Below are 20,104 nucleotides of genomic sequence, written 5' to 3'. Positions count from 1 at the left end.
CATCACGCGGGCACGCCACTATGAAAACGAAAAGCCGTATCCGGAGACATGATCAGCTCCGCCTCACGAGCAACGAAGAACGCGATGCGCTCGTCGATAGGCGCATCGGTCTGCTGGCGGGCCAGCAATAGATAGTCTTCGAAATGACGCCCTTCGGACTTGACCAGGGTGCGATAGAACCTGGCCAGCTCTTCGTCCAGGTAAGGAATGAGTCGTGCAAAACGCTCACAGCTGCGCGCCTCGATCAGCGCCCCAATGATCAACAGATCGATCAAGCGCTCAGGGTCCTGACTGCGTAAATGCTCTCTGAGGCCTTCGGCGTAGCGTGACGCCGTCAGATGGCGATAAGGAACGCCACGACGCTCCATCAAGCCCACTACTTGCTCGAAATGAAGCAGCTCCTCGCGGGCCAACTGAGACATCTTGCTCAACAGCAGCGGCTGGTCCACATAGCGATACAGCAGGCTCATGGCCGTGGAAGCCGCCTTCTTTTCACACTGCGCATGATCGATCAGCAGCGTTTCAGGGTTGGCCAATGCCCACTGCAACCAGGCATCGGGGGTTGGGCAAGCTAAAAACTCATGCAAACTTTCGGGCAACAGATCATCCGCTTGCAGCGCATGATCCGCTGTTTGCAACGCCATTAATTGTATCGACATAACACCAGCACCAAGCGTTTATCACACTATTGTACAATATATAAACGCCAATGGCGTCCGTTCCCTGATTGGATCGAGGATGAACAAACCTATCTGCCAGCCTCGCTTAAAAATGCGTCAACGCTAATGTATAGCAAGCCTGAATCACGCTCCACACGGGAATCACGCTTGCCGAGGCTACCCAGCTCTAAAGGCCAGCACTCGCTTGGCAGTCATGGTAACGCGGCATCACGATAATCACACCAGCCGTCACCTAAAAACACGCCTATCGGTAAAAATCTTTCATGTTTACGGCACATGAATCAAAAAAACCGTCCTCAGGAAAGCGGCTTTCAACATCTCAACACAAAGTACAAGTAGGCATCCCGCCTGACTTCTTAACATTGTCGACAGTTTCCCGTAGAATCCGAGCCATCCACCAGACGCTGATTCTCAAGCGTATGTCATGTGATCGAAGGATGTCCTTGTTACCGTGCAGGCGTCTTTTGCTACCACTGATGATCACTACCAAGAAGATGAGAGGGCCCCAACGTGCTTGAAGCTTACCGCCAACATGTCGAGGAACGCGCTGCAGAGGGCGTCCCAGCCAAGCCCCTGACCGCCGAACAAGTCGCCGACCTGATCGAGCTGCTGAAGAACCCGCCGGCCGGAGAAGAAGAGTTCATTCTGGACTTGATCACCAACCGGGTACCGCCGGGCGTCGACGAAGCCGCCTATGTCAAAGCGGGCTTCCTGACCGCGTTGGCCAAAGGCGAAGCGTCCTCGCCGCTGATCGACAAGGTCCATGCCGTCAAACTGCTGGGCACCATGCAGGGCGGCTATAACATCGTCTCCATGGTCGAGCTGCTCGATAACGAAGAGCTGGCCCGTGAAGCAGGTGAGCAGCTCAAGCACACCCTGCTGATGTTCGATGCGTTCCACGATGTGGAAGAGCGCGCCAAGAATGGCAACGCCATCGCCAAGGACGTCATGCAGTCCTGGGCCGACGCCGAGTGGTTCCTTTCCAAGCCTGCGCTGGAAGAGAAAATCACCCTGACCGTCTTCAAGGTCCCGGGTGAAACCAACACCGACGACCTGTCGCCCGCGCCGGATGCCTGGTCGCGCCCGGACATCCCGCTGCACGCCAACGCCATGCTCAAGAACGAGCGTGACGGCATCGAGCCCGAAGTGCCCGGCACCACTGGCCCACTCAAGCAAATCGAAGCCGTCAAAGCCAAAGGCTATCCGGTAGCTTACGTGGGCGACGTCGTCGGCACAGGCTCTTCGCGCAAATCCGCCACCAACTCGGTGCTGTGGTTCTTCGGTGACGACATCCCTTACGTGCCCAACAAGCGCGGCGGCGGTTTCTGCTTTGGCGGCAAGATTGCCCCGATCTTCTTCAACACCATGGAAGATTCAGGCGCCCTGCCGGTAGAGATGGATGTTTCCAAGCTGGAAATGGGCGATGTCATCGACATCTACCCCTATGAAGGCAAAGTGTGCAAGCACGGCACCGATGAAGTGCTCTCCACCTTCGAGCTGAAAACACAGCTGATTCTCGATGAAGTCCGTGCAGGCGGTCGTATTCCGCTGATCATCGGCCGTGGCCTGACCGGCAAGGCGCGCGAGTCCCTGGGCTTGGCGCCGTCAGACGTTTTCCGTCTGCCGGACCAACCTGCGGATACCGGCAAAGGCTTCACGCTGGCACAGAAGATGGTCGGCAAGGCCTGCGGCCTGAACGGCGTGCGCCCCGGCATGTACTGCGAGCCGAAGATGTCTACCGTCGGCTCCCAGGACACCACTGGCCCGATGACCCGTGACGAGCTGAAAGACCTGGCCTGCCTGGGCTTCCAGGCCGACCTGGTCATGCAGTCCTTCTGCCACACGGCTGCCTATCCCAAGCCGGTGGACGTGGACACGCACCACACCCTGCCCGACTTCATCATGAACCGCGGCGGTGTTTCACTGCGCCCCGGCGACGGTATCATCCACAGCTGGCTGAACCGCATGCTGCTGCCGGACACGGTCGGCACCGGCGGTGACTCCCACACCCGCTTCCCGCTCGGCATCTCCTTCCCGGCAGGTTCTGGTCTGGTTGCCTTTGCTGCTGCCACTGGCGTCATGCCGCTGGATATGCCCGAGTCCGTTCTGGTGCGTTTCAAGGGTGAGCGTCAGCCCGGCGTCACGCTGCGCGACCTGGTTCACGCCATTCCTCTCTACGCCATCAAGCAGGGTCTGCTGACGGTCGAGAAATCCGGCAAGAAAAATGCCTTCTCCGGCCGCGTGCTGGAAATCGAAGGCCTCGAAGACCTCACCGTCGAGCAAGCCTTCGAACTCTCCGATGCCTCGGCCGAGCGTAGTGCGGCTGGCTGTACCATCACGCTGTCCGAAGAGAGCGTGACCGAGTACCTGAAGTCCAACATCACGCTGCTGAAGTGGATGATTGCCAACGGCTACGGCGACGAGCGTACCATCAGCCGTCGTATCGAAGGGATGGAAGCCTGGCTGGCCAACCCGTCACTGATGCGTGCGGATAAAGATGCCGAGTACGCCGAAGTCATCGAGATCGACCTCAGCGAGATCAAGGAGCCGGTGCTCTGCGCTCCCAACGATCCGGACGACGCTCGCCTGCTCTCCGACGTGGCTGGCGAGAAGATCGACGAAGTGTTTATCGGTTCGTGCATGACCAACATCGGTCACTTCCGTGCCGCCGGTAAACTGCTCGAGAAACAGCCTGCGGGTAGCCTGAAGACCCGCCTGTGGTTGGCGCCGCCAACCAAGATGGATCAGCACCAGCTGACCGAAGAGGGTTACTACGGCATCTACGGCCGTGCAGGCGCCCGCATGGAAATGCCGGGATGTTCACTGTGTATGGGTAACCAGGCGCGTGTGGCTGCCAAGAGCACCGTCGTGTCTACGTCTACACGTAACTTCCCGAACCGCCTGGGGGATGGCGCGAACGTCTACCTCGCCTCGGCGGAGCTGGCAGCGGTCGCCGCGGTGGAAGGCCGCCTGCCGACAGTCGCTGAGTACCAGCGCTACATGGGCGAATTTGACGCCCTGGCCGGCGAAATCTATCGTTACATGAACTTCCACGAAATCGAGGAGTATCAGAAAATCGCCTCGAACGTGATTCCAGTAGCGCAAGAGGCTTAAGCGCCAAGGCTACTGACCCATCGCCGATGCTCGCAACATCGCAGAGACGCTACGCGACTCTGAGCCGATGACCGAACGCCCCTTCCCTTGCAGGTCGGGGCGTTTTTATTACCCACAGTGTCATTCATGGACAGGAGACTCTCATGACGACCACACCTCACGTCGTGACCCCCGATTTGTGCGACCAGTACCCGGACGTCAAAGTACTCGAGCCGATGTTTGCCAACTTTGGCGGCGTCGATAGCTTTTACGGGCCTATTCGTACCGTCAAATGCTTCGAAGACAACTCCATGGTCAAGCAGGCCGTCGCCGAACCCGGCGAAGGCGCCATTCTGGTGGTGGACGCAGGCGGCTCTCATCGCTGCGCCATGTTGGGCGACATGCTGGCTGAACAAGCCGCCAAAAACGGTTGGGCAGGCGTCATCATGTATGGCTGTGTGAGAGACGTAGACATTCTGGCCACCCTGCCACTGGGCGTGCAAGCGCTGGGCAGCCACCCTCGTCGCAGCGAAAAACATGGCGAAGGCCAGCGCGACGTGGCGGTGACCTTTGCAGGCGTCACGCTGCAGGTGGGTCAATGGCTTTACGCCGACAATAACGGCATCATCGTCGCCGAACAGCCGCTCAAGCTCTCTTGAACGCGCCGATCCCCTGCTAACCCGCCAGACTTGTCAGTGGTGGCAGATAGTGCCACCCTGATATTTCATTTTCATGCCACGGACACCATGCAGCCGCTCAAGCCACTGGGCTACGCCCTACTTCGCACCCTTCGTGACCACCTGCGCCCACTGATTGCCTACCACCTGCTATTCACGCTGTTGGCATCGGCCGTGGTGTTGCCACTGGTGGCCTGGGGCTCCCAGCGATTCATGGCCCAGCTCAACCGTACCGTGGTCACCAACGATGCCTTGCTGGCGCTACTGTTCAGCCCCCTCGGGCTGTTCACCCTGCTGGCGGGCCTTGCGGTCACTTTTTTGCTGATCTACTGGCAGCAAGCGGGCATGCTTCAAGTGGCCAGCAGGCCCAAGGACAACCACTACCGCTTGGCCCTGGAGGCCCTGTGGCTCAGCACTCGGCGGCTACCGGCACTGCTGCTGCTGGTGATCCTGCAGGTGGGCGCCCACCTGCTGCTGCTGGCCCCGTTCATGGCAGCCATCGCCTGGCTATACGATCTCTGGCTCAGCGGCCTGGACCCCTACTATCTACAGCGTGTACGCCCACCAGTACTGTGGTACTTCATCGCCTGCGCCTTACCGGTCGTGCTGCTGTGGATGAGCCTGGCGTCGTGGCTATATCTGCGCTGGCTACTGGCGCTGCCGCTGGTGGCGCTGGAGCACTGCCACCCCCTGCAGGCCTTGAAGCGCAGCGTGCACCTCACCCGTGGCTGGCACCGCTCCATTGGCGCAGCGGTGCTGCTGTTACTGCTCGTCATCATTGCCCTACCGATTGCCACCACCTGGCTCTACGATACCCTCGTCACGCCGCTGCTCTGGTGGCTTCCCGAGCACAGTGCCGTGCTGGTACCGGCGATGCTGGCCTACCTGACCGGCTATGTCCTGATCACCCTGACCATCACGTTTCTGGGCATTACCACCCATGCGCTGCTGTCGGCCTGCCTTTACTTGCAGCTTGCCTATCGGGAGGCTCGGCCTGCCGCTCCCGAGAATGCACAGACAGGTCGATTGGCTTGGGCATTGGAAGTGTGTGTCTTGCTAATTGCCGCCCTGCAAGCCTGGTGGATACTCAACAGCTTCGAAATACGCGATGACGTCGCCATCATCGCCCACCGGGGCAGCTCCATGGTGGCGCCTGAAAACACTCTGGCTGCCGTGCGCCAGGCGCTGGAGGATGGTGCCGATGCCGTCGAGCTGGACGTGCGCCTCAGCGCCGACCAGCAGGTCATGCTCTACCACGACCGCACGCTGGCCAGGCTCACGGGGGACCCCAGGGAGTTTGGCGAGCTGACCCGAGCCGAGCTGAGCGAGTTCGATGTGGGTAGCTGGTTTGGCGATGCCTTCCAGAACGAACGAATCGCCGGGCTGGACGAGACCCTGGCACTGGTGAGAGGCCACGCCGCGCTGATGATCGACATGAAGCCGCTACCAGGCCAGGAGGAAGCGTTGGCACAGGCGGTACTGGATGAGCTGGAGGCAGAAAACGATCGCCGCTATCGCTGCTGGGCCACCCAGCATGATGCCTTGGATGGAATGGCTGCCTGCGGCTTCCCGAATACGCTGCTGGAAATGCGCATGGCCACCATGTCCCCCGCGCTGGTCAGCTTCATCAAGCAGCGGGCGCCCGAACTGAGGGTGACACTACTGGCGCAGCTGATACTTCCCGGTACGCTGGACCGCCGTCAATTCGATGCGCTGGGCTTACGGCATAACCGCATTACCCGTCAGGAGGTTCGCCTGGCGGCCCTCTACGGCTATGAAATCCACGCCTGGACGGTCAATGATCGGGCCAGAATGTCGGCGCTGATCGATCTTGGCGTAGACGCCATCATCACCGACTACCCTGACCGCTTGAGAGAATTGCTCGAAGACCGCCACGCCATGAGCGATGGCGGCCTGATGCTGGTGAAACTGCGCAACTGGCTACGTCAGTAGCGCATCGCTGCGGTCGCGGGCTTACTCGCCCATGACCACGCCCTCACGACGCGGGTCGGCGCCACCAAACAGGGTGCCGTCTTCCAGTTTCATGATGGCTTGCAGGCCACTGGTCAATTCCCGCTCACTCACCTGATGGCCGCGCTCACGCAGTGCGTCGGCGGTTTCTTCCGAGAATCGGCCCTCTTCCAGATAGACATCGCCCCCCAGGGTGATGGCATGGGGCAGGTCCAGCGCTTCCTGGGCATCGAGCCCCCAGTCACGCATGGCCACCAGGCTTCTGGCCGTGTAATGAATGATCGCTGCACCACCTGGCGAGCCCAGGCTGGCCACCAGCTCGCCGCTCTCCAGATCGAACACCAGCGTTGGGCTCATGCTCGAACGGGGACGCTTGCCAGGCTCTACCCGGTTGGCCACCGGGCGGCCGTCGCTTTCCGGCTCGAAGGCGAAATCGGTCAGCTCGTTATTGAGCAGATAGCCCCCTGCCAGCCCCGTGCCGCCGTCTGCCAGGATACGTGAGCCGAAGGCTTGTTCGATGGTCGTGGTCATGGCCAGCGCATTGCCATCGCCGTCCACGATGCTGATGTGGCTGGTGCCATACTCGGGCTGTTCGGGCTGGCTGGCAAAGCTCACCTCCAGCTCACCGGGATTGCCAGGCTCGACGCTATCGCCCAGCGACTCCTCGCCCATTAAACGGCTGCGCTGATTGAGATACTCCGGGGCCAGCATCGTAAGCCAGTCGCCTCCCGGTGCCTCGACAAAATCAGGATCGCCGATGTAGCGGCCCCGGTCGGCAAAGGCCAGCCGAGATGCTTCGAGGAACTGATGCAGCCAGCCGCTGCTGGGCACACCGTTATCCAGCGGCGCTTCGATCAACGGCTGCTGATCGAGAATACCGAGGATTTGCATGACGGTGATATGGCCCGACGACGGCGGCGGGAAGCCGCACACTTCCCACTCCTGCCAGGGCGTACAGATCGGCTCGCGCTCCACCGGCTCGTAGCCGCTCAGGTCGTCCAGGCTCATCTCGCCCGGACGCTGCGGATGGGACTGCACTCGGGCCACCAGGTCTTCGGCGATCTCACCTTCATGGAAGGCACTGCTGCCCTCTTCCGCCACTCGCCGCAAAATAGCGGCCAGCGCGGGGTTGGTCAAGGTGTCGCCCACGGCCAGCGGCTCGCCTGCTTCATCGTAGTAGAACGCTCGGGCCAGCGGGTCCTCGCGCAGCGCCGTGTCGTTGGCCAGGCTGGTATGCAGCCGGTGGCTGACGGCAAAGCCCTCTTCCGCCAGCGTAATGGCAGGGGTAAAAAGCTCTCGCCAGGCGAGTTGACCATGTTCGGAGTGGGCCTGCTCCAGCATGCGCAGCACCCCCGGCACCCCCACAGAGAGACCGCTGGCCACCGCGTCCATGAACGGTAGCGGCTCGCCATCTTCCATGAACAGCTCACCGGTGGCCGCCGACGGTGCAGTCTCGCGACCATCGAAGGCCTGCACATTGCTGCCATCGTAGTGCATCAAGAAGGCACCGCCGCCGATCCCACTGGACTGCGGCTCTACCAGGGTCAGCACCATTTGTACGGCCACGGCGGCGTCGATGGCGTTACCGCCGGCCTTGAGCACTTGATACCCCGCGTCAGTGGCCAGCGGGTTCGCCGCAGCAACGGCAAAGGATTCCACGGCCCAACCGGGCTTCTCCTCATACCCTGAGCCTACTTCCGGTGACATCTCGGGGGCCTGGTAGCTAAAGCCCCAGCTCACCATGGGAACGAGTAGTAAGCCCGTCAGGGGGATTGCCCGTTTAGGCAGCATAGTCTTTCTCCTTTTCAGCAGGGTGCAGGCAGATATCGCGTAGGGCCACGGGGGCGGCGTCATCCAGAGCGGTGTCATCCAAAACAAAGCGTAGCCTATAAAACCCGTGCGCCCGGCACAATGGCCGGGCGCAAATCGAACAGCAGGCTAACTAACCCATGGATGTCAGGCGATACTCTCTCCTGCCAGCATGAACCAGGTTTCGAGAACCGCGTCCGGGTTCAGCGATACCGAGTCGATCCCTTGCTCCATGAGCCACTTGGCGAGGTCCGGGTGATCCGAAGGCCCCTGGCCGCAAATCCCCACGTACTTGCCTTGCGCCTTGCACGCCTGAATGGCCATGGCCAGCAGCTTTTTGACCGCTGGGTTACGCTCATCGAACAGGTGGGCCACGATGCCCGAGTCGCGATCCAGCCCCAGGGTCAATTGCGTCAGATCGTTGGAGCCAATCGAGAAACCGTCGAAATACTCGAGAAACTCATCGGCCAGCAGCGCATTGGCAGGCAGCTCGCACATCATGATGATCTTGAGGCCGTCAGGGTCGCTGCTACCGCCGCGCTTCAGGCCGTTGGCGGCCAAGAGCTCGACCACTTCCCGGGCCTCATCGGGGGTACGCACGAAAGGCACCATGATCTCGACGTTGGTGAAGCCCATCTCTTCACGCACGCGCTTCAGCGCCCGACACTCCAGCTCGAAACAGGGGCGGAAGGCGTCGGAAATATAGCGAGAAGCGCCACGGAAGCCCAGCATGGGGTTCTCTTCACCCGGCTCGTACAGCTTGCCGCCAATCAGGTTCTCGTATTCGTTGGATTTGAAATCCGAGAGGCGGACGATCACCCGCTGCGGATGAAACGCCGCCGCCAGGGTGGAAATCCCCTCCACCAGCTTGTCCACGTAGAAACTGACCGGGTCGGCGTACCCTGCCGTACGCAGGTCGATCACCTGCTGAAGGTCAACCGGCAGCGTTTGATAATCCAGCAGCGCCTTGGGGTGCACGCCAATCATGCGGTTGATGATGAACTCCAGGCGCGCCAGCCCCACGCCCGCGTGGGGAAGGCTGGCAAAGCCAAAGGCACGGTCCGGGTTGCCCACGTTCATCATGATCTTGAAAGGAATCTCCGGCATGGCATCGACGCTGGAGACGTTGCAATCGAAGGCCAGCAGGCCTTCATACACATGGCCGGTATCACCCTCGGCACAGGAGACCGTCACGTCGCTGCCTTCCTGCAGCTGCGTGGTGGCATCTCCACAGCCCACCACCGCGGGTATGCCCAGCTCACGGGCAATGATCGCCGCATGACAGGTACGCCCGCCTCGGTTGGTGACGATGGCCGATGCCCGCTTCATGATCGGCTCCCAGTCGGGGTCGGTCATGTCGGTAACCAGGATGTCACCCTCCTGGATCTTGTCCATCTCGTCGGGGCTGAGCACGATCTTGACCGCACCACGGCCAATGCGTTGTCCGATGGCCCGGCCAGTGATCAGCGTGCGGCCCTTCTCGCGCAGTTGGAAGCGCTCCAGCTTGCCGCCCTCCTGCTGGGAAACGACGGTCTCAGGACGCGCCTGCACGATGTACAGCTGGCCGTCATCGCCATCCAGAGCCCACTCGATATCCATGGGCCGCTGGTAATGCTGCTCGATGGTGACCGCCTGACGGGCGAGGTCCATGATCTGCTCGTCGTCGATACAAAACCGCCCGCGATCCTTGTAAGGCACGTCAACGGTTTCCACGGAACGACCTGCGCTGGCATCCTTGCCGTACACCATCTTGATCAGCTTCGACCCCAGGGTACGACGCAGCACGGCGGGGCGCCCAGCGGCCAGCGTGGGCTTGTGCACATAGAACTCGTCAGGGTTGACCGCGCCTTGCACCACGGTCTCGCCCAACCCCCAGGAAGCGGTGACGAACACCGCGTCCCGGTAGCCGGACTCGGTATCCAGGGTAAACATGACCCCAGACGCACCGGTTTCGGAGCGCACCATTTTCTGCACCCCGGCGGACAGGGCGACGTTTTCGTGGGCATAGCCCCGATGGACGCGGTAGGAAATAGCACGATCATTGAACAGCGAAGCAAAGACTTCGTGGACCGCGTGCTTGATGTTGGCCAGGCCTTCGATATTGAGGAAGGTTTCCTGCTGACCGGCAAACGATGCATCCGGCAGGTCTTCCGCCGTTGCCGAGCTGCGCACCGCAACCTTCAGGCCGGGGTGTTTTGCCTGCAACTGCTGGTACGCCTGCTCCAGTGCTGCTTCGAAGGTGGGTGGCAACGGCGTCTCGATGATCCACTGGCGAATACGCTTGCCAGCCTCGGCCAGCGCCTTGACGTCGTCGACGTCCAGCCGTGCCAGGGTGTCGTTGATACGGTCGTTGAGGCCTTCGTGGGAGAGAAACTCGCGATATGCATGGGCCGTAGTGGCGAAACCGCCGGGCACCGTGACACCCACACCGGCCAGGTTGGAGATCATTTCGCCAAGCGAGGCGTTCTTACCACCCACGCGTTCGACGTCCGCCATACCCAGCTGATCGAACCACAGAATGTACTCTTCCACGCAACCCCCTCACTCAGACATTGATGCAACCGTTGGGACGACACCCATTCACGCTGTCACCCTAGCATCGCGGCCCCCTATTCGCCATTGGTCTAACAGCGCAGGGAGTGGAGGATTTTTACAACAACGGCCGGAAACACGGCGTTTATGTAGTCAGGCAGGATGCCGACCTGTTTTCGCGAGCACAATTGCGAGGCCAATCGCAAGTACCCTGCACACGCAAACCCTGCTCACGAAAACCCTGTACTCGAAAACCCTGCACTCGAAAACGTTGTACTGCCATGGCGCACGGCACACAATGAGCGTTCGTAAATCAGTTGGATGAGGGTGGCGGACAGACTATGAAACGAACAGCCTTTTTTATTTCCGATGGCACGGGGATCACGGCAGAAAGCCTGGGGCGCAGCCTGTTGGCGCAGTTCAGCGACGTGGACATCAACATGATCACCAAGCCCTATATCGATACGTTGGAAAAGGCTCAGGCCGTCGCCGAGATCATCGAGTCCACCGCGATGCGCGACGGTGTTCGCCCCATCATCATCGACACCATCGTCGACCAGCAGATCCGCAACGTCATCCGCCAGGCCTCCGGCTTCAAGGTCGATATCTTCTCGACGTTTCTGGAACCGCTGGAACAGGAGCTGGGCACGCACTCTTCCTACAGCGTCGGGCGCACCCACTCCATAGGCAGCGACGATGTCTACATGGATCGTATCCACTCGGTGCATTTCGCACTGGATAACGATGACGGCGCCCGCACCCATCAATACGACAAGGCCGACATCATTCTGGTAGGGGTATCCCGCTGCGGTAAAACGCCGACGTCCTTGTACCTGGCACTTCAATTCGGCATTCGCGCGGCCAACTATCCGCTGACCGAGGACGACCTGGATGAAGATGGTCACTTGAAGCTGCCGAAAGCGCTGGCACCGCACCGGCACAAGCTGTTCGGCCTGACCATCGATGCCCGCCGACTAGCGGCCATTCGCAACGAGCGTCGTCCCAACAGCCGCTACAGCTCCATGGACCAGTGTCTGCAGGAAGTCGAGCAGGCCGAATCGCTCTACCGCAGCATGAACATTCCTTTCATCGACACCACGCGCTTCTCCGTGGAAGAGATCTCCACCCGCATGATTGCCGAAACCGGCCTGGCAAGACGCTTCTCGCCTCGCTAGGCCAGTGCCTTACATGCCCTTGGGTGCAAATATCCCCGGGGCATTTCGCCAGTAGCCCTTGTAGTCCATACCGAAACCAAAGACGTAGCGGTCAGCGACTTCCAGGCTGCAGTAGTCGGCCTTGAGACCGGGCACTGCCTTGCGGTCGTGCTGCTTGTCCACCAGTACGGCGGTGGTCACGCTGGCGGCCTGGGCCTCCTTGCAGTACGCCAGGATGGCCGCCAGGGTGGCGCCTTCATCGAGAATATCGTCGACGATCACCACATGCCGACCCGCCATGGGAATTTCCGGCGAGACCCGCCAGAACAGCTCGCCGCCGCGCAGTTCATTGCGGTAGCGGGTCGCGTGCAGGTAGTCCACTTCCAGGGGAAAGCCCAGCCGCGTCAGCAGATGACCGGTGGTGATCAAACCACCGTTCATGACGCAGTAGAAGACCGGCAACTTATCGCCCAGGTCGCGGGTGATCTCTTCCGCCATGCGGTCAAGGGCACGTTCGACCTGCTCCTGTGAAATCAAACAGTCGGCGTTGTCCATCAACTCGCGCATGGAGTCCAGCGACTCCAGCGCCTCTTTATCCAATTTGGACATCGAGCCTCTCCAAAACAGTCTATGGGTCAATTAGCTGGCGTCAGCCACCAGCGCTTCCAGCCTGGCGTGGGTCTTGCGCCAACGGCCCAGCGCAGCCAGTGCTTCCAGCTGCGGCCGCGCCCGGCCATAACGCAGCTTGGCGGGTCGCTTGTTGAATACGTCATGACAGGCCTGCACCACTTCCAGCGCCGCCTCACGGTCGTTGCAGATCAGCAGCATGTCGCAGCCCGCCGTCAGGGCAGCCCTGGCGCGCTCGGCGGGGCCACCCGCTTCATGGGCGCCGGCCATGCTCAGGTCATCCGAGAAGATGCACCCTTTGAAGCCCAGCGACTCACGCAGCATGCCTAGCCAGCTGGGGGAAAAACCAGCCGGGCGAGAATCGAAGGCAGAGTAGACGATATGGGCGGGCATGACGCCGTTGAGCAGCGTGGCAAGCTGACTGAAGGGCACCAGGTCGCGCTCCTTGATGGCCGAGAGCGGACGTTCATCCACCGGCAGTGCGGTGTGCGAATCAGCCCCCACGCCGCCATGACCGGGAAAGTGCTTACCCACGGCCGCCATTCCCGCTTCGTGCAACCCGTGCACGAAGGCCTGCCCCAGCAAGGCAACGTGCTGTGGGTCTCGGCTGAAGCTGCGGTCACCAATCACGCTGGAAATTCCGCTGTCCACATCCAGCACGGGGGCAAAGCTGATGTCCAGGCCGCAGGCGGCCATCTCCATGCCCAGCAGCCAACCGGCATCCTTGGCCAGCGTCAGCCCCACTGCCTGGTCATCGGCGAAGACATCGCCAATGCGTGCCATCGGCGGCATGCGCGTCACGCCTTGCCGGATACGCTGAACCCGCCCACCTTCCTGATCGATGGCCAACAGCAGGTCACCCCGCACCCCGCGGATGCTGTCGCACAGTTCGCGCACTTGGGTGGCGCTTTCCACATTACGGGCAAACAGAATGACACCGCCGACCGCAGGATTCTTCAGCAGGCGCTTGTCTTCCTTGCTCAGAGTCTGGCCTTCCAGGTCGAGCATGACCGGGCCTAAGGGTTGAGTCATCGTACTGGATCCAGGAAAAAGGGCGTCATTCTAGACCACCCGTGTGAGCTTTCAAAATGAGCAACACCATGTCACTTCAATGCAGCCATACCGGCGTGCCAGGCGGCGCCTGCTGAAACAGCCAGAGCAGGTCGGCATTGCGCAGTCGCACGCAGCCATGGGAAACGGCAACGCCCATGGGCTGGTCAGGGGGAGTACCATGCAGGTAGATGTAGCGACGCTGGGAATCGACACGGCCACCGCGATTGATACCGCGCTCCAGGCCACACAGCCACAGTATGCGGGTCAAGATCCAGTCGCGCTCGGGGAAGTCGGCTGCCAAACCGGCAGAGTAGATTTCTCCGGTCCAGCGACGACCACGAAAGACCGCATCCTCAGGCAGCCCATCGCCAATGGCTGCCCGCACGTAGTGCCAGCCCAGTGGCGTACGGCCACTGCCTTCTTCTTGCCCCACACCGGCCTTGCCCGTGGAAACGGCGCATTCGTGCTTTAGCTCACTCCCCTGCCACCAGCGCAGGCGTTGGGCCTGGGTGTCGATTTCCATCCAGCCACCTTCAACGGGCGGCAGGTCAGCCAATCTGGGCGTTTGCATGAAGCTTCTCATCCACGGTTGCTGCAGGCAACGGCATTGGCGCGCTCATGGCGGCCACCACGACGGGACGCAGACGCCGGATCAAGTCGCGCACCGTTACCTGCTCCTGATAATCCTTGGCAGCAATATCACGCAGCGCATCCAGCCCCGACAGCGTAAAGATCACCGTGCCCAGCATGAAGTGTAGCCGCCAGAAGCGCTCTGCATCCGGCAGCTCGGGGGTCGCCCGGCGCACCAGCTCGGTGAAGCGCGTAAAAACATCGCCATACTGCTGCTGGATGTAGCGCCGCAAGTGCCCTTGCGCCTGGCTGTAGGCCAGCCCCAGCAGCCGCATGAACACTTTCAGGCTGTGGCGCTCGGCAGGCACGGTCAGTACCGTGGTGGCCATGGTTTCCAGCAGCACTTCCAGCGGAATGGGCTGGCCTTCATAGCGCGCTTCCAGCTCATCCAGGGCGGTGTGGAAGCGCTCGGAGAACGGGTCCAGGTAGCGGGCAAACACCGCCTGTATCAGCGCTTTCTTCGACCCGAAGTGATAATTAACGGCGGCAAGGTTGACCCGCGCCTTGCTGGTGATATTGCGCAGTGACGTCTCGGCAAAACCCCGCTCTGCAAAGAGCACTTCTGCCGTATCCAAAATACGTGTGACCGTATCCGACTGGGCCATAGCGCCCTCCCAAAACAGGTGTTTAAAACATGGCGGTTGCGTTGGCGAATAGTATGCCATTCTCCCTGATGGCTCAAACGATAATCCCCTGTGTACCGCAGGTTGCGCTACCTGAGACGTATTGCAACTCATCATGTACTGGACAGAGCAACATACTGTATACTTAAACACATATTGATTTTACGGACATGTAGCGACTGTCTTTTCACTGTTAGGAGTCTGATATGTCACGCCCACTCACTGCACGCCAGCAGCATGTATATGATTTTATCGTGAAGACCATGGGCGAGCTTGGCTACCCCCCTACCCGCGCCGAAATCGCCAAGGCGTTGGGCTTTCGCTCACCCAACGCCGCCGAAGAGCATCTGCGCGCCCTGGAGCGCAAAGGCGCCATCCGCATCATCCGCAATACGTCCCGGGGCATACGCCTGCCCAACCAGGAGCCGCTCGACAACACGCCCCCGGCAGCCGAGCCCACCAGCGCCGCCAACGATGCCACGCCCAATGGGCTGCCGGTGATTGGTGAAGTTGCTGCGGGCAGCCCCATTCTGGCAGCGGAGCATATCGACCGTTACTGCCCGCTGCCGGCAGAGTACTTCACCCCCAAGGCCGACTACCTGCTGCGGGTACGCGGCCTGTCGATGAAAGACGTGGGTATCCTGGAAGGCGACTTGCTGGCCGTGCATCGTACCGACCGCGTGCGTGACGGTCAGATCGTCGTCGCGCGCCTGGAAGACGAGGTCACGGTCAAGCGTTTTAAACGCCAGGGGCATCACGTCACGCTGCTCGCCGAGAACGAAGACTTCGCCCCCATCGAAATCGACCTGAGAACTCAACAGCTGGATATCGAAGGCGTCGGGGTAGGCGTCATCCGAGGCGGCAACGGCCAGGCACTGGGCTAGACCGCCACCCACCTACTGCATATCGATATAGCGATGGTCGTTGAACGTGGCGACCCAGTGCGGGTGGTAGACCAGCAAGATACTCAGCAGCATGCCGGTGATGAAGGCTTCCGAGGGCATCAGCAAGGGTAGAAAGCGGGCATACTCCTGAGCCAGATAGATCGCTTCAGGGTCGGTGCCCGCCACCAGAATCAGCCCGACGGCCGCCAGCCCACCCCCTAGCGTCGCCAGCGCAGCACCGAAAAAACCGCAGGCAAACAGAAACACCATCAGGTTGTCCGGCAAGCGGCGATCCACGATACGCCATACCACCCCCGTGATCACGGCAGGCACCAGCCCCGTCACCAGCACGTTGGCCCCCAACAGTTCCCAGGCATTGCGCCCGATCAGCACCATCGCCACGTTGAGCAGCAGGTTGCTGATCAAGGCCAGGGGCACCTTGAACACCAGCGTCATCAACACCGTAAACACCAGATGCAGAGTCAACCAATCGACCGCCTGAGCCCGCAGCTGCCACATCAGCATCACGGCCAGCGTCGCGGCCATCCAGCGATGCTGCAAACCGGTATCTTCCAGCAGCGGCTGCCAGGGGCGCTGCCACAGCACCCACCCCAGAGCACATGCCGACACCAGCCAGGTAGCCAGCAGTGCCCAAGTGGCCAGCACGCTTTGTGCAAAGGACATGGCGCCCCTCCCCGGTGGGCGAGTTAGCTGAACACGACGGTCTTGTTACCGTGAATCAATACGCGGTCTTCCAGATGCCAGCGCAGGCCGCGGGCCAGCACGGCTTTTTCCACGTCACGGCCAAAGCGCACCAAATCGGTGGGTGTATGGCAGTGGCTGACCCGGTGAATATCCTGCTCGATGATGGGGCCAGCATCCAGCTCTTCGGTCACGTAGTGGCAAGTGGCACCGATCAGCTTGACACCCCGCTCATAGGCCTGGTGATAGGGCTTTGCCCCCGCAAAGGAAGGCAGGAAACTGTGATGAATATTGATGACGCGTCCGGCATAACGCTCGCACAGTGAAGGCGGCAGAATCTGCATGTACCGCGCCAGCACGACACAGTCAGCCCGGGCAGCATCGATCTGTGCCTGCACCTGCTCGAAAGCCGCCTGCTTGTTGGCCGGGTCCACCGGTACATGATGATAGGGAATGCCATACCACTCGGTGAGCGAGCGCATGTCGTCATGATTGGAGATGACGCCCACAATATCGCAATCCAGCTCGCCAGCCTGCCAGCGATACAGCAGGTCCACCAGGCAGTGGGATTCCCGGGAAACCATCAACACCACGCGGCGGCGCTTCTGGGTGTCTACCAGCGACCACTGCATGTCGAACTCGTCGGCGACGGGCTCGAATGCGGTGCGCAGCGCCTCGGCCGACATGCCCAGTGAATCGGCGAGAATTTCATAACGCATGAAAAAGCGCCCTGTTTCCAGATCGGAGTGCTGGCTGGCCTCGGTGATCGAGCCGCCCTGTTGGGCAATGAAGCTGGAAACACGCGCCACAATACCCACCTGATCCGGGCACGACACAACTAAACGGTAATAATGAGACATCAATGAACACTCTTGCGTATGTAACGGCACGTTCGCTGGGTAGGCGCCTGCTCGCGGGCAAGCCTCACCAGGCGCATTAGTGTAACGCAAGCGCCACGGCTAAGCACCGTGGTGCAGTGCCACGATGATTGTTACGTGCCCCTCCCTTCCCGTATAGTTAAGGGACTATATTTCCAGGCTTTTCATGACTGATGCATCCACCACGCGTTCAACTTCGTCCCCGTCGCCGCCCGCCCCTGCACCTGCTTCCGCTAGGTGGATGCGGTGAAATTGGAATGAACCTTACGCTGTATGGATACGACGATCAGTGGATCGCCGTCGATTGCGGCATGATGATCCGTCAGGATCTGCCCAACTCGCCGCTGCAGGTACCCAACACCGACACCCTACAAACCCTCGGTATCACCCCTGCGGCGCTGTTCATCACCCATGGTCATGAAGACCACATCGGCGCCGTGGCCTGGCTATGGCCGCGTTGGGGCTGCCCTATTTTTGCCACCCCGTTGGCCGCAGGCCTGCTGCGACATAAATTTGCCGAACACCAGCTGAGCAGCGCTGCCATCGAAATCATCGAACCCGGCGATGCGGTGGAGCGCGGTCCCTTCACCCTGCGCTACCTGAGTGTCACTCACTCCATTCCTGAAAGCTGCGCCATCATGATGCAGGCGGGCGACTATCGAGTACTGCATACGGGAGACTGGAAACTGGACCCGGAGCCGCTCATCGGCGCCCCGGTGAATGCCGCTCATTTTCGTGCGCTGGCCCCTTTGGACCTGGTGGTGGGCGACTCCACCAACGCCCCCATGCCTGGCCAGTCAGCCAGCGAAGGCGACGTCGCCAAAGCACTGGCCACGACCCTCGAACAGTGCAAGGGCCGCGTGGTGGTATCGTGTTTCGCCAGCAACCTGGCGAGGGTTCTGGCCATCGGGCGCGCCGCTCATGCTTGTGGGCGGCGGGTCAGCCTGATGGGCCGCTCCATGGAGCGCATGGTGAGCGTGGCCAGAGGGCTGGGCTATCTGGACGACTTCCCGCCGCTGGTCCCGTCCCACGACCTGGGATACCTGCCTCCCGAAGAAGTGGTGATCATCGCCACCGGCAGCCAGGGCGAGCCGCGCGCTGCCCTTCAACGGCTGGCGCAGCGCCGTCACCCCTTCGTCGACCTGGAGCCAGGCGATAGCGTGATTTTTTCTGCCAAGGCCATCCCGGGCAATGAGCGCCCCATCGAACAGCTTAAAAAACGTTTGTTACAGCTAGGTGTCGCGCTATTCGATGAAAACAATCACCCCGAGCTCCATGCCACGGGGCACCCAGCCCAGCAGGAGCTGAAAAAGCTCTATCAATGGGTGCGCCCCAAGGCCCTGCTACCCGTGCATGGTGAAGCGCGTCATCAGCAGGCTCATCAGGCACTGGCCGAGCAGCTAGGCATCAGTGCCCCCCTTACGCCCGTCAATGGCGACCTGATCCTGCTGGACAATCAGGGCCTGCGCCTGGAAACGCGCCATCCACAGCCGCCCTGCATCGTCGATCAAAACAGCGTGAGGCCCCACCCCGGGCTCGAGCACCAGACTCCCGGCGCACGGCGCGGAAGCCTGTTTCTGGCACTACCAGTGACCGCCACCGAGACCGGCTGGTGGCGCATTGGACGGATGATGCTGGATACCACGGGGGCCAGCCCGCTGGATGAGGAGAGCTTCAGTGATTGGCTGGACGAGCAGTTGGAAGAGATCGAGGCCGAGACCCTGGCAGACTTGCGCCAGGCACTGCAACCGCGCCTGATGCACTGGCTGGCCAACCACCTTCAACACATGCCTGAGGTGCACCTGCAGATCATGGCCGCCGATATGCCGACCGAGGAAGAACTCGATCGGCAGTAGTTCATGCCGAATTCAGCAGGCCCAAGCGCGGGTCATGACCAGCGCTCGGCATCCTGCTGATCGGTGTTGCGCTCCTTGACCCAATACGTCCCTTGGCGTGCACGCTCCTTTTTCCAGAACGGCGCCTGGGTCTTGAGATAATCCATGACGAAGTCACAGGCCAGGAAGGCATCCCGCCGATGGGCACTGGCCACCAGCACGCGAACGATAGGGTCACCCGGCGCCAAATCTCCCACCCGATGAATGACGTGTACCGCCTGGAGCGACCAGCGCTGCCAGGCCTGTTCGGCAATCTCCATCAGGCTGCGCTCGGTCATTCCGGGGTAATGCTCCAGCGTCAAGCCCAGTACATCGGGCGACTCGTTGAAGTCGCGCACCAGCCCGGTAAAGCTGACCACCGCGCCGATATCCGTGCGCCCCCGCAGCGCCCGCTCGTAGCCATGAGCCATGGAGAAGCTGTCCTCGGTGACCTCGACCACGAGCGCTTTATGCGGATGTTCAAGCAGTGCCATGGCTCAGCCTCCCGTGACCGGTGGGAAGAACGCCACTTCGTCATCGTCGGTAATCCGCGAACTATCGCTGGCCATGACCTGGTTGATCGCACATAACGTACGCTGATCGGACAACAGCGCATAGCGCGCATCCTGAGCGCTGAGCGCCGCCTTCAGGCCCGCGACGTTGCGGCTCGGCAAGCGGTCCAGATCCACCGACACATCGCTTTCCCCGACCCGCTCGCGCAGCTCGGCCAGAAACTTGACCCGCACGCAGGGAGATGAGCAACGCTCCCCAAGGCTTACTTCCCCGGATGCCCCTTCGCCGGTCACGATGGGCGCGGGCATCAGGCGCTGGTAGTCTCCCCGGCTGCCTCCCTGCTTGCTCTCCAACTGCACGGCTTCGATACGCATCTCTTTATCGACGGCCTTGCACATGTCATA

Annotated in this window: 17 protein-coding genes; 6 read left to right on the top strand and 11 right to left on the bottom strand. The window is 61.1% G+C overall.

Going from position 1 to position 20,104, the window contains the following annotated elements; all coding sequences use genetic code 11:
* Nucleotides 1-2: 2 nt before the first annotated feature.
* Nucleotides 3-659: a tRNA-(ms[2]io[6]A)-hydroxylase gene (gene miaE / locus B7L71_RS11720; protein ID WP_081138118.1), complete on the bottom strand. Its 657-nt coding sequence runs from the start codon at nt 657-659 to the stop codon at nt 3-5.
* Nucleotides 660-1,190: 531 nt separating this feature from the next.
* Between miaE and acnB the strand changes: the two genes are divergently transcribed.
* The 3 genes from acnB to B7L71_RS11705 all read left to right on the top strand — a co-directional run bounded on the left by acnB (nt 1,191) and on the right by B7L71_RS11705 (nt 6,403).
* Complete coding sequence (gene acnB, locus B7L71_RS11715) at nt 1,191-3,794, top strand: bifunctional aconitate hydratase 2/2-methylisocitrate dehydratase (protein WP_081138116.1); 2,604 nt, start codon at nt 1,191-1,193, stop codon at nt 3,792-3,794.
* Between the two features lie 143 nt (nt 3,795-3,937).
* A complete protein-coding gene (gene rraA, locus B7L71_RS11710; RefSeq protein WP_081138114.1) occupies nt 3,938-4,432 on the top strand; it encodes a ribonuclease E activity regulator RraA in 495 nt (164 codons plus the stop codon).
* Nucleotides 4,433-4,519: 87 nt separating this feature from the next.
* Nucleotides 4,520-6,403: a glycerophosphodiester phosphodiesterase family protein gene (locus tag B7L71_RS11705; protein ID WP_081138156.1), complete on the top strand. Its 1,884-nt coding sequence runs from the start codon at nt 4,520-4,522 to the stop codon at nt 6,401-6,403.
* Nucleotides 6,404-6,424: 21 nt separating this feature from the next.
* Here the strand turns inward: B7L71_RS11705 and ggt are convergent, their stop codons facing one another.
* Nucleotides 6,425-8,212: a gamma-glutamyltransferase gene (gene ggt / locus B7L71_RS11700; protein ID WP_081138112.1), complete on the bottom strand. Its 1,788-nt coding sequence runs from the start codon at nt 8,210-8,212 to the stop codon at nt 6,425-6,427.
* A 165-nt stretch (nt 8,213-8,377) separates the two neighbouring features.
* Complete coding sequence (ppsA, locus tag B7L71_RS11695; protein WP_081138110.1) at nt 8,378-10,762, bottom strand: phosphoenolpyruvate synthase; 2,385 nt, start codon at nt 10,760-10,762, stop codon at nt 8,378-8,380.
* 341 nt (nt 10,763-11,103) lie between these two features.
* Here ppsA and ppsR point away from each other — a divergent pair, with 341 nt between their 5' ends.
* Complete coding sequence (gene ppsR / locus B7L71_RS11690; RefSeq protein ID WP_016913992.1) at nt 11,104-11,937, top strand: posphoenolpyruvate synthetase regulatory kinase/phosphorylase PpsR; 834 nt, start codon at nt 11,104-11,106, stop codon at nt 11,935-11,937.
* 9 nt (nt 11,938-11,946) lie between these two features.
* On the opposite strand, the gene B7L71_RS11685 is transcribed toward ppsR, so the two are convergent.
* The 4 genes from B7L71_RS11685 to B7L71_RS11670 form a co-directional block, all read right to left on the bottom strand.
* The gene (locus B7L71_RS11685; protein WP_016913993.1) at nt 11,947-12,525 is read right to left on the bottom strand and encodes a hypoxanthine-guanine phosphoribosyltransferase; all 579 of its coding nucleotides are present in this window, start codon (nt 12,523-12,525) and stop codon (nt 11,947-11,949) included.
* Nucleotides 12,526-12,555: 30 nt separating this feature from the next.
* The gene (gene nagZ / locus B7L71_RS11680; protein ID WP_016913994.1) at nt 12,556-13,575 is read right to left on the bottom strand and encodes a beta-N-acetylhexosaminidase; all 1,020 of its coding nucleotides are present in this window, start codon (nt 13,573-13,575) and stop codon (nt 12,556-12,558) included.
* Between the two features lie 76 nt (nt 13,576-13,651).
* Complete coding sequence (locus B7L71_RS11675; RefSeq protein WP_026001706.1) at nt 13,652-14,167, bottom strand: L,D-transpeptidase; 516 nt, start codon at nt 14,165-14,167, stop codon at nt 13,652-13,654.
* Complete coding sequence (locus B7L71_RS11670; RefSeq protein WP_016913996.1) at nt 14,145-14,831, bottom strand: TetR/AcrR family transcriptional regulator; 687 nt, start codon at nt 14,829-14,831, stop codon at nt 14,145-14,147. Before B7L71_RS11670 ends, B7L71_RS11675 begins: the two co-directional genes overlap by 23 nt.
* A gap of 224 nt (nt 14,832-15,055) precedes the next feature.
* Between B7L71_RS11670 and lexA the strand changes: the two genes are divergently transcribed.
* Nucleotides 15,056-15,733 carry a transcriptional repressor LexA gene (gene lexA / locus B7L71_RS11665; RefSeq protein ID WP_016913997.1) on the top strand — a complete coding sequence of 226 codons (678 nt, stop codon included), beginning with the start codon at nt 15,056-15,058 and terminating at the stop codon, nt 15,731-15,733.
* 12 nt (nt 15,734-15,745) lie between these two features.
* Here lexA and B7L71_RS11660 read toward each other — a convergent pair whose 3' ends face one another.
* Nucleotides 15,746-16,417 carry an energy-coupling factor ABC transporter permease gene (locus B7L71_RS11660; protein ID WP_016913998.1) on the bottom strand — a complete coding sequence of 224 codons (672 nt, stop codon included), beginning with the start codon at nt 16,415-16,417 and terminating at the stop codon, nt 15,746-15,748.
* 23 nt (nt 16,418-16,440) lie between these two features.
* On the bottom strand, nt 16,441-17,295 hold the full coding sequence (gene purU, locus B7L71_RS11655) for a formyltetrahydrofolate deformylase (RefSeq protein ID WP_016913999.1): 855 nt from the start codon (nt 17,293-17,295) through the stop codon (nt 16,441-16,443).
* 275 nt (nt 17,296-17,570) lie between these two features.
* Between purU and B7L71_RS11650 the strand changes: the two genes are divergently transcribed.
* Nucleotides 17,571-19,169 (top strand): ribonuclease J, encoded by a 1,599-nt coding sequence (locus tag B7L71_RS11650; protein ID WP_081138108.1) that lies wholly within the window; start codon nt 17,571-17,573, stop codon nt 19,167-19,169.
* A 32-nt stretch (nt 19,170-19,201) separates the two neighbouring features.
* Here the strand turns inward: B7L71_RS11650 and moaE are convergent, their stop codons facing one another.
* On the bottom strand, nt 19,202-19,681 hold the full coding sequence (moaE, locus tag B7L71_RS11645) for a molybdopterin synthase catalytic subunit MoaE (protein WP_081138106.1): 480 nt from the start codon (nt 19,679-19,681) through the stop codon (nt 19,202-19,204).
* A 3-nt stretch (nt 19,682-19,684) separates the two neighbouring features.
* A partial coding sequence (locus B7L71_RS11640; protein ID WP_170919492.1) for a MoaD/ThiS family protein occupies nt 19,685-20,104 on the bottom strand: 420 nt, incomplete at its 5' end.

The organism is Halomonas sp. BC2 (genome assembly GCF_002078115.1).
Lineage (GTDB): Bacteria > Pseudomonadota > Gammaproteobacteria > Pseudomonadales > Halomonadaceae > Vreelandella > Vreelandella stevensii.
The sequence above is the reverse complement of the archived record's forward strand: the minus strand, read 5'-3'. Positions and strand labels throughout refer to the sequence as shown.

Bases quoted from the DNA above. Each gene is read 5' to 3' on its own strand.
- miaE (WP_081138118.1), bottom strand. From the start codon at position 659: ATGTCGATACAATTAATGGCGTTGCAAACAGCGGATCATGCGCTGCAA.
- rraA (WP_081138114.1), top strand. From the start codon at position 3,938: ATGACGACCACACCTCACGTCGTGACCCCCGATTTGTGCGACCAGTAC.
- B7L71_RS11705 (WP_081138156.1), top strand. From the start codon at position 4,520: ATGCAGCCGCTCAAGCCACTGGGCTACGCCCTACTTCGCACCCTTCGT.
- ggt (WP_081138112.1), bottom strand. From the start codon at position 8,212: ATGCTGCCTAAACGGGCAATCCCCCTGACGGGCTTACTACTCGTTCCC.
- ppsR (WP_016913992.1), top strand. From the start codon at position 11,104: ATGAAACGAACAGCCTTTTTTATTTCCGATGGCACGGGGATCACGGCA.
- B7L71_RS11685 (WP_016913993.1), bottom strand. From the start codon at position 12,525: ATGTCCAAATTGGATAAAGAGGCGCTGGAGTCGCTGGACTCCATGCGC.
- nagZ (WP_016913994.1), bottom strand. From the start codon at position 13,575: ATGACTCAACCCTTAGGCCCGGTCATGCTCGACCTGGAAGGCCAGACT.
- B7L71_RS11675 (WP_026001706.1), bottom strand. From the start codon at position 14,167: ATGCAAACGCCCAGATTGGCTGACCTGCCGCCCGTTGAAGGTGGCTGG.
- B7L71_RS11670 (WP_016913996.1), bottom strand. From the start codon at position 14,831: ATGGCCCAGTCGGATACGGTCACACGTATTTTGGATACGGCAGAAGTG.
- lexA (WP_016913997.1), top strand. From the start codon at position 15,056: ATGTCACGCCCACTCACTGCACGCCAGCAGCATGTATATGATTTTATC.
- B7L71_RS11660 (WP_016913998.1), bottom strand. From the start codon at position 16,417: ATGTCCTTTGCACAAAGCGTGCTGGCCACTTGGGCACTGCTGGCTACC.
- purU (WP_016913999.1), bottom strand. From the start codon at position 17,295: ATGTCTCATTATTACCGTTTAGTTGTGTCGTGCCCGGATCAGGTGGGT.
- B7L71_RS11650 (WP_081138108.1), top strand. From the start codon at position 17,571: ATGAACCTTACGCTGTATGGATACGACGATCAGTGGATCGCCGTCGAT.
- moaE (WP_081138106.1), bottom strand. From the start codon at position 19,681: ATGGCACTGCTTGAACATCCGCATAAAGCGCTCGTGGTCGAGGTCACC.